At 39.9% G+C, this 8,845-nt stretch carries 7 protein-coding genes; all 7 read left to right on the top strand.

The genetic code is table 11. The annotated features are described in order from the left end of the window. The first annotated feature begins 203 nt into the window (after positions 1-203). Positions 204-2,423 (top strand): helix-turn-helix domain-containing protein, encoded by a 2,220-nt coding sequence (locus tag B0I26_RS17585; protein WP_111646647.1) that lies wholly within the window; start codon positions 204-206, stop codon positions 2,421-2,423. Between the two features lie 112 nt (positions 2,424-2,535). Continuing rightward, positions 2,536-3,393 (top strand): 3-hydroxyacyl-CoA dehydrogenase family protein, encoded by an 858-nt coding sequence (locus tag B0I26_RS17590; protein ID WP_111646648.1) that lies wholly within the window; start codon positions 2,536-2,538, stop codon positions 3,391-3,393. A 19-nt stretch (positions 3,394-3,412) separates the two neighbouring features. Beyond that, the gene (locus B0I26_RS17595) at positions 3,413-4,192 is read left to right on the top strand and encodes an enoyl-CoA hydratase/isomerase family protein (protein WP_111646649.1); all 780 of its coding nucleotides are present in this window, start codon (positions 3,413-3,415) and stop codon (positions 4,190-4,192) included. 13 nt (positions 4,193-4,205) lie between these two features. Then, positions 4,206-5,381, top strand: coding sequence for an acetyl-CoA C-acetyltransferase (locus B0I26_RS17600; RefSeq protein ID WP_111646650.1), 1,176 nt, complete (start codon positions 4,206-4,208; stop codon positions 5,379-5,381). Between the two features lie 18 nt (positions 5,382-5,399). Continuing rightward, positions 5,400-6,977: a long-chain-fatty-acid--CoA ligase gene (locus B0I26_RS17605; RefSeq protein ID WP_342767135.1), complete on the top strand. Its 1,578-nt coding sequence runs from the start codon at positions 5,400-5,402 to the stop codon at positions 6,975-6,977. A 269-nt stretch (positions 6,978-7,246) separates the two neighbouring features. Then, positions 7,247-8,473 (top strand): FAD-dependent monooxygenase, encoded by a 1,227-nt coding sequence (locus B0I26_RS17610; RefSeq protein ID WP_111646651.1) that lies wholly within the window; start codon positions 7,247-7,249, stop codon positions 8,471-8,473. A 156-nt stretch (positions 8,474-8,629) separates the two neighbouring features. Next, positions 8,630-8,845: acyl-CoA thioesterase (locus tag B0I26_RS17615; RefSeq protein ID WP_181502993.1), on the top strand; the 216-nt coding region annotated here is incomplete at its 3' end.

Raw genomic sequence — 8,845 nt, forward strand, 5'->3', positions numbered from 1 at the left:
TTGTTTCGTTCTTGGAGCACCTCGCTCAATTTCCAGAAAAAGTTCTCCAACGCATCGGACAGGTAGTGATGTCGGAAAATTAATCGGAACCTATACTAGGAATATTTTTCGTCAAGAATTATCCTGATTTTATAGAAAGCATAACTAACAAAGAAGATGTTCTACTCTGTATATTAACACCGATACGAAAGGAGAAGGAACGAATGGAATTAGCAAAAAAAGAAAAGCTCATTAAAAGAATTGAAAATCATCTTCGCAAAACGGCACGGCAATTAGTCAAGTTTGATACGGAAGAAGAAACATTGCAATACTTGATTAGTTCATTTCGCTCGGAACTCGATTGTGATTTTGTTGGCATTATCCTAAAAGAGAGGGAACACATTATTCCAAAAGTATGGAGTGGAGAGTCAAATATTTTTGTTAATCATTTTCCATTAAAGATTGTTCAATGTTCTCCGGAATTTTTTAATAGAAGTTTGACTGTTCAGGAAATGGAAGGAGAACCAGTTTGTGAATTAACTCAATTATTAAATAAAAGCATTACAACTTGGTTTACGGTTCCGTTAAAAGATAGCAGAAATAGTTTTGGGTTTTGTGTCATCGGTTTTAAAAATGTAGTTCCTTTATTGATAGAGATGCAAAAAACTTTTGACGACTTTGGGGAAGATGTAGCGGTAGCGATGGCATTAGCAAAACAAAAAGAAGCACAAAAAAAGAAAATAACTGGAGTGGAATGGATTACAAAAAACTTTATCTTAGATTCTCCTATCGAACAGGTTGTTGAAAAAATTGTGGAACGTGCTGGAAAAGGAACGAATGCGAGAGTGGCGTGTATTTATTTGTATGACGAAAAAGAAAATTGTTTTACGTTTCAACCACCTTCATACGGAGAAATGAAACGGCCTAAAAAAATTATGATTGAAAATAATTATATGTTAAAGGAATACTTTCCTTTTCTAGAAACTACGGGTGGAGATCAATTAACAGTTCCACTAGTGGTCAATCTTAAAACAATTGGGGTGCTACACGTTGAACATAAATTAAACGGAACGTTTGAAAATGATGATTTGGAAATTCTTGAGTTACTATCTAATTATGTCGCTGCAATGCTTGAAAATGTACGGTTGTATAAACATGAAAAAGATCATACCAAACGGCTTCGTTTTCTTCTAGAATACCAGCAATCTCTTGTAAAAGAAACCATTCAACACGAAGAGTTTGATGGTATTACAAAAACATTAAGCAAACTTTTTTCCAAATCTGTCATATTATTTGATCGTTTTATGAGACCGATTTCGTACGAATTGTGTCAGCTAAATCAGGATCAACTACAAGAGATTGTTGAGCACGCAACGATTCAAGTGTTTCAACGAAAAAATAAAGATTTATGGTTTTACCTCGAAGATCTAAAAGGAACACGAATAGGGATTTGGCCAGTCAATGTGGGTGGCGATTTATTAGGGTATTTAGCTATTGAAATACCGAGGGAAGAAATCGATGATTTTTTCCGTTTAAGTGTTGATTTAGCTCTCAATATTTATTCGCTTCAATTTATAAAACGAAAACTTGTTCTCGATGCAAAGGAGCAGGTAAAGGATAGTTTTATTCACAAACTTTTAGTTGAGGAAATCGAAGACGAAGAAAGCATTATTCAATATGCGAACGTATTCCAATGGAATCTGTTTCACCAACATCGGGTTGCCGTCCTGAAAATAGAACTTCATGAATTGGAAGAAAAAGAGACTGATATCCTTAAACTACAATCAAAAAAATCATTACTGTGGGATCAATTAAAAGCCCGTCTTTCTATTTATGATCAAAATATACTTTTCGGAAATAAAGGGGACGAATATATTTTAATCATCCCTGCCACAAAGGAAGAAAACAATCCGAAAAAATATTGGTCCAATCTCTACGGAAATATAAAAAAATGGCTTGAAATTGGAAAAACATCAAGCCAAATCTTCTTAGGGATAGGTGGGAAAACAGAAACACTACAAGACTATTACACTTGTTATCAACAAGCTGTACAAGCTCTCAATGTCGTATTTCATAGTTTTAGAGAAATTGGTTTTGCTCTCTTTGATGAATTGGGAGCTTATACAGTATTGCATCATTTAAAAGATGCTTCCATAGCAGAAACATTTATAAAGAAATATCTTGGACCATTAATAGAATATTCAGAAGGGAAAAATATGGACTTATTACAAACACTTCGTGTGTTTCTTCATTGTAATGGTAATCTTAAAGATACGTCAGAAGAACTTTATATTCATCGAAGCACACTTCAGTATCGGATGGAGAAAATCGAGAATTTATTAGGAGTGAATCTAGATGATTCTGAACATCGATTTAATTTAATGATGGCGTTCAAACTGTATGACCTATATAATGCGACTTTCATCAAAAAGACGAAAAAATGACCTTTTTTTCCTTTACAGTGTAGGTATTTTTCTATGAACGTTCTATCTATAATAAAAGTACAGAAAATTAAGATTTTTTACAAAAATTTGCATACCAGAGGAGGAAAAAGGGATGAGTATTTCGACAGTCGGTGTAGTCGGTGCAGGTGCAATGGGAAGTGGAATTGCCAATTTGGTGGCTATGTCAGGGTTTCACGTGATTTTAACGGATCTTGAAGATCAATTTTTACAACGTGCATTAGATCGCATTAAAAAATTCATGGACAAAAGTATTGAAAAAGGAAAAATGACCGTTGAACAAAAGAATGAGGTCATGGGGAGAATTCAAACAACAACTGATTTACATGCTATGAAAGAGGCTGATATTGTCATTGAAGCGGTAATCGAAGATTTAGATGTGAAAAAAGAGGTATTCTCAAAGTTAGACGAAATTGTCCGTGAAAATGTTATTCTTGCAACAAATACGTCATCCATGTCTATTACAGCTATTGCTGCAGCAACGAAACGACCAGAACGTGTGGCTGGCATGCACTTTTTTAATCCAGCGCAGATTATGAAACTGGTTGAAGTGGTTCGTGGGTACAAAACGAGTGATGAAACAGTCGAAGAAATTAAAGCGTTTTCAAAACAGTTGAATAAAGAGCCGGTTGAAGTAAAAAAAGACTCACCAGGATTTATTGTAAACAGAATTATGATTCCGCAGTTTATTGAGGCAATTAGACTGCTAGAAGAAGGAGTAGCCTCAGCAGAAGACATCGACAAAGCGGTTACACTTGGTTTGAATTATCCAATGGGACCATTTACTTTGCAGGATTTTGCGGGAGTAGATATTGGCCTTCATGTGATGGATTATATGTATCAAGAATTTAAAGATGACCGTTTTGCGGCGCCATTATTGCTTAGACAGCTTGTTAGAGCGGGAAGATTAGGAAGAAAGACAGGTGCTGGTTTCTATGACTATGACAAATAACTCATTGGAGGGAGTTTATATGAACTACGAATTTTTACAATGTGAAATTGAAAATAAAGTAGCGGTTGTATCCATTAATCGTCCCCCATTAAATCCGCTAAATACAAAAGTGTTTTTTGAATTATATTCTCTTATGGAAGAACTAGAAACGAATCGTGACGTGAATGCGATTATTATCACAGGGAAGGGAGAAAAAGCGTTCGTCGCAGGTGCGGATATTCACCAAATGCTTGACTTAGATTTAGCTGGGATGATGGAGATGAATAAAATCTCGCGAGCAGCTTTTTCGAAAATTGAAAACTTATCTAAGCCCGTCATTGCTGCCATTAACGGACTCGCTCTTGGCGGTGGCTGTGAGTTAGCGTTAGCGTGCGATTTACGTATTAGTTCTGAAAAGGCGAAATTTGCATTTCCAGAAGTCAATCTCGGTATTATTCCGGGAGGTGGTGGTACACAGCGTTTACAAAGGGTTGTAGGTCAAGGAGTGGCAAAAGAATTACTATATTTTGGAGAGATGATTGATGCACAAAAGGCATTAGAAATTCATTTAGTGAACAAAGTCGTTCCGTCAGAACAGCTATTATCGACCGCGAAAGAATGGGCAGAGAAATTAGCACAAAAACCGGTGATTGCGATGCGGATGTTGAAAGAAGCAGTAAATACAGGGGCAAACGTTGATCTAGAATCTGGACTCACTTTTGAAAGCGCTTGCTTTAGAAATGCATTTGCGACAGAAGATCGTAAAGAAGGAATGCGTTCTTTTGTAGAAAAGAGAAAGCCTGTTTTTACTGGAAAATAAAGGAGTGACGATAATGAAGGAAGTTGTGTTGATTGAGGGGGCGCGTACGCCATTTGCAGAGTTTTGCGGATCGTTTAGGGAGATCTCTGCGACGGATTTAGGGGCCATAGCTGCACGGGAAGCCATTAGGAAAGCAAAAATCGAACCGGAGGAAGTGGACCAAGTAGTATTTGGAAATGTCCAGCAATCCAGCCGGGACGCCCATTATCTGGCTCGACATGTCGGTTTGAAAGCCCATCTTCCGATCGATGTTCCAGCTTTGACCATCAATCGCTTGTGTGGAACAGGCTTGGAAGCCATTCTGACCGCTGCACGATACATCTTAACGGGGGAGGCGAACGTGGTCTTGGCTGGAGGTACGGAAAACATGAGCCAAGTCCCACATGTCATCCGGGGGATGCGATGGGGTACTCCGTTAGGTTCCCCTGCCTTGGAAGATTGGCTGTGGGATGGACTTTATGATACCTACGGCGACTGTACAATGGCTGTCACGGCAGAAAATTTAGCGAAAAAGTACGAGCTTTCCCGTGAGGAAATCGATCAGCATGCTTTGTTAAGTCATCAACGAGCCTTGGCTGCGATAGAGAAGGGGTACTTCAAGGAAGAGATTGTTCCGGTCACCGTGAAAGACAAAAAAGGAAGCAAAATCATTGATAGGGATGAACATCCTCGAAACACTAGCATGGAACTGCTTAGCAAACTAAAACCCCGGTTTATAGAAAATGGGGTCGTGACCCCAGGGAATGCCAGCGGAATGGTTGATGGCGCTGCAGCCGTCATTGTAACTTCGGGGGAATATGCAGCCAGAAAAGGACTAAAGCCCATTGCGAGATTGGTCTCATGGAGTGTCGTCGGCGTAGAACCGAAATATATGGGGATCGGTCCGGCACCAGCGATCCGGCATGCCTTGCAGAAAGCAAATCTGAAACTGGACAATTTGGATTTGATCGAAATTAATGAGGCTTTTTCTGCTCAATATTTAGCATGCCAAAAGGAATTGGGCTTTAATCCGGAAATCGGGAATGTAAACGGAGGAGCTGTTGCCATAGGTCATCCTCTGGCGGCTTCGGGGACAAGAATTACCTTGTCTTTAATCTATGAATTAGGCCGGAGAGGGAAAAAATACGGGGCATCCTCTGTCTGTATCGGTGGTGGTCAAGGAATTGCGGCAATTTGGGAGCGGTTGTAGGAAAGGAGGGAGCTGTGGATGATGAGTGGTTCTTTATCTGTACAGGACGTGTTAGAACATTCCTTTCGGCTTGTACCGGAAAAAGAGGCAGCTTATGACGGATATAAGCGTATTACTTATAAAGAGCTAAAAAATAACGTTGAGTATATTGCTTCAGCCTTGTCACAATTAGGAATTAAAAAAGGAGATCGAGTGATTGCTTGTTTACCTAACTGGAACGAATTTCTTATGATTTATTTCAGTGTTGCTCGCATTGGCGCGATTCTCATTCCTTGTAATCCGCGCTATCGCACGGAGGAATTAGTCTATATATTAGAAAATTCGAAAGCGAAAGCAGCTTTTCTTATGGAGGAATTTCATCACATCGATATTTTTGAGCCATATTTATCTAGAACGAAAAACAGTGACCAACTAAAACATATTTTTACAGTACGTTTCAAGAAAGAGGGACATTACTCGTTTGATGAATTAATCGAATTAGGAAGAAGTGTACCTGCTCCGTCAGTGGAGATTGACGCCACGGAAGACGTATTTACCATTTTGTATACATCGGGTACAACTGGAAAACCAAAAGGAGCGATGTTAACACATCAAAATGTTATATATTCAGCGAAAGCGACAGCTGAATCGATGAAATGTACTAAAAATGATGTGTTTTTAATTGCTGTACCTGTTTTTCATGTATTTGGGATGGTTCCGGGAATTTTAACAGCTATATCGGTCGGAGCACAAATGGTATTTATGGAAAAATACAAAGCTGAAGAGGCACTTAAGATCATCGAGCAAGAAAAAATAACTGTTCACCACGGTGTTCCTACAATGTTTATCCTTGAATTGAATCATCCAAACTTTAACCAATATGACTTATCTTCCCTGCGTACTGGTATTATCGCCGCCGCACCATGTCCGGAAGAAGTTGTTAAGAAGATTCGCACAGAGATGGGCTGTGACATCCTCGTTTCTTACGGTTTAACAGAATCATCTGCTGCTGTAACGATTACAAGCTTTGATGATACTGATTATGTACGTTCAGAAACAGTTGGGAAAGCGATTCCCGGTGCAGAGGTGAAGATTGTTGATGCTAATCGGAAAGAGGTAGGAATTGGAGAAGTCGGTGAATTAGCTTGTAGAAGCTTAGGAGTTATGAAAGGATACTATGAAATGCCTGAAAAAACGAGGGAAGTCATCGACGAAGAAGGATGGTTTTATACAGGTGACTTAGCCACAATTGATGAAAAGGGATATGTCCGAATTGTAGGACGTAAAAAAGAAATGATCATTCGTGGTGGATATAACATTTACCCTCGGGAAATAGAGGAAATCTTTTATAAGCATCCTAGTGTATTAGAAGTAGCAGTAATAGGACTACCAGATACGGTTTTAGGGGAAATATCTTGTGCTGTTATCAAACTCAAGCCCCATCACATAGAAGATGAACAATCAATGAAAGCCTATATCAAGGATAAAGTAGCAGATTACAAAATACCAGATCGCATTGTTTTTCTAGAAGAACTGCCTACAACAGCAAGTGGTAAAATCAAAAAAATAACACTCCAAAAAATAATAGAAGAAAAGTTAAAATCAATACTTCGTTAGTTATCTCTTGCAATAGATAAGATAATAAAAATACTGAATATTTTATCCCGTTCTAATCGAGGCTGTCTCATAATGGTCTGGTTCACAATATATCGTTCATTTATCCAATGTGATGTCCTATATATTGTGTTGTGGGGTCTGACCCTAGGGCTTTTGGGACAGCCTCGCTAGAAGTGCGATAAGTTCAACTAACATCAGTGGGGGATGAAGAAAACCCCCATTGATAAAGTTGCGCTTTATAAATTTTAAATATTTAAGAGGGGATATGTATGAGCAATCTACTTAATCGACATCGACCAGTGTTAGTCGTTGGGGCAGGTCCAATTGGATTAACGGCTGCTTTGGCTCTTCGAAGTTTTGGGGTTCCAGCGACGATTTTAGAAGCGGAACTGGAAGGACGACTTCGGCCGGGAAGCCGGGCGATTTATCTTCACAATGTCACGTTGAAGCACTTGGAAGACATTTATTCTGGTCTTGGTTTTACTTTGGCGCGCCATGGCGTCGTATGGCCTGTCAAACGCACATTGTTCCGTGGAAAAGAAGTATATGTCAAAAGGTATCCTGCACCTAATCCGAATGAACTACCGCCATTTACAAGTTTACCGCAAGTTGAAGCAGAGCGGTTTTTATATGAGGCATGCCTAAATGCTGGAGTCGAGTTTGTTTGGAATACAACGGTCAAGGATGTGAAGGTCGACGACAATCAAGTAACGGTATTCACTGAATCTGGCGATGTGTGGACATCCAATTATCTCATTGCGGCCGATGGTGCGCGCTCCACTGTTCGCCAAGCGGTGGGAATTGAGATGGAAGGGCCACGCACCAAAGATTATTTCCTTGTAGTGGATGTAAAAGAAGATGAAGAAAATCCGCTACCGCTTGAACGAGTGTTTCATTATCAGCATCCGGCTGTGGATGGCCGAAATGTGTTGTATGTGCCATTTGCGGGAGGATGGAGAATTGACTTGCAATTACTGGATGGTGACGACCCAGAGGAATTCGGTGGAATTGAAGGAGTCAAAAAGTGGTTACCGAAAGTGATGGATGCGAAATATGCGGAGCGCATTACGTGGGTATCGACCTATCGATTCTATCAAGTGGTAGCGAAATCATTTACCGATGCTCATTGCCGCGTTCTTCTTGCCGGTGAAGCTGCGCATCTCTTTGCGCCGTTTGGGGCTCGCGGGATGAATTCAGGGGTTCCGGATGCGATTGTATCAGCAAAAGCGGTTCATACTGCACTTCAATCCAATGATGCCGAAACAGCGAAACAAGCGATTCTTGCGGCGGCTGAAGAACGCCGAATTGCCGCACAACATAATAGAGATAGCGCAGGAATTGCGTTGGAACATATCCAAGGTAACTCACCGCGTATGAATATGAAACGGGAAGTGGCTGCTTCTTTAGCATCGATTTTACCGCAGTTAGGCAAGTGGTTGGATGAAGGACCATATGGACCGAAATCTGGACCGCCGCAATTGTCCACGAAGTATTGATTAAATCGAGGCTGTCTCATAAGGGTTTGACTTCATGAGCGTTTGACAATATATAGATCATTTATCCAACATTATGTCCTATATATTGTGTTGGGGTCTGACCCTTGGCTTTTTTGAGACAGCCATAATAGTTATTAAATAGGGGAGGGAAATTAGATGAGTTTTATTGAGTATCGGTTTAAAGTCAACTGGGGAGATACAGACGCTGCTGGCATTGTGTTTTATCCGAATTTTTACAAATGGATGGATCAAGCTACCCATCACTTTTTTTCGAAATTAGGCTACCCAACATCCAAAATGTTTACAGAAAATCATGTAAGCATCCCCATTGTAGAAGCAAAATGTCAGTTTCAATCGCCGCTCTTTTTTGAC

This window comes from Paranoxybacillus vitaminiphilus (assembly GCF_003259935.1).
GTDB lineage: Bacteria > Bacillota > Bacilli > Bacillales > Anoxybacillaceae > Paranoxybacillus > Paranoxybacillus vitaminiphilus.

Coding starts and splice junctions, on each gene's coding strand:
- B0I26_RS17585 (WP_111646647.1), top strand. CDS start 204: ATGGAATTAGCAAAAAAAGAAAAGCTCATTAAAAGAATTGAAAATCAT.
- B0I26_RS17590 (WP_111646648.1), top strand. CDS start 2,536: ATGAGTATTTCGACAGTCGGTGTAGTCGGTGCAGGTGCAATGGGAAGT.
- B0I26_RS17595 (WP_111646649.1), top strand. CDS start 3,413: ATGAACTACGAATTTTTACAATGTGAAATTGAAAATAAAGTAGCGGTT.
- B0I26_RS17600 (WP_111646650.1), top strand. CDS start 4,206: ATGAAGGAAGTTGTGTTGATTGAGGGGGCGCGTACGCCATTTGCAGAG.
- B0I26_RS17605 (WP_342767135.1), top strand. CDS start 5,400: ATGATGAGTGGTTCTTTATCTGTACAGGACGTGTTAGAACATTCCTTT.
- B0I26_RS17610 (WP_111646651.1), top strand. CDS start 7,247: ATGAGCAATCTACTTAATCGACATCGACCAGTGTTAGTCGTTGGGGCA.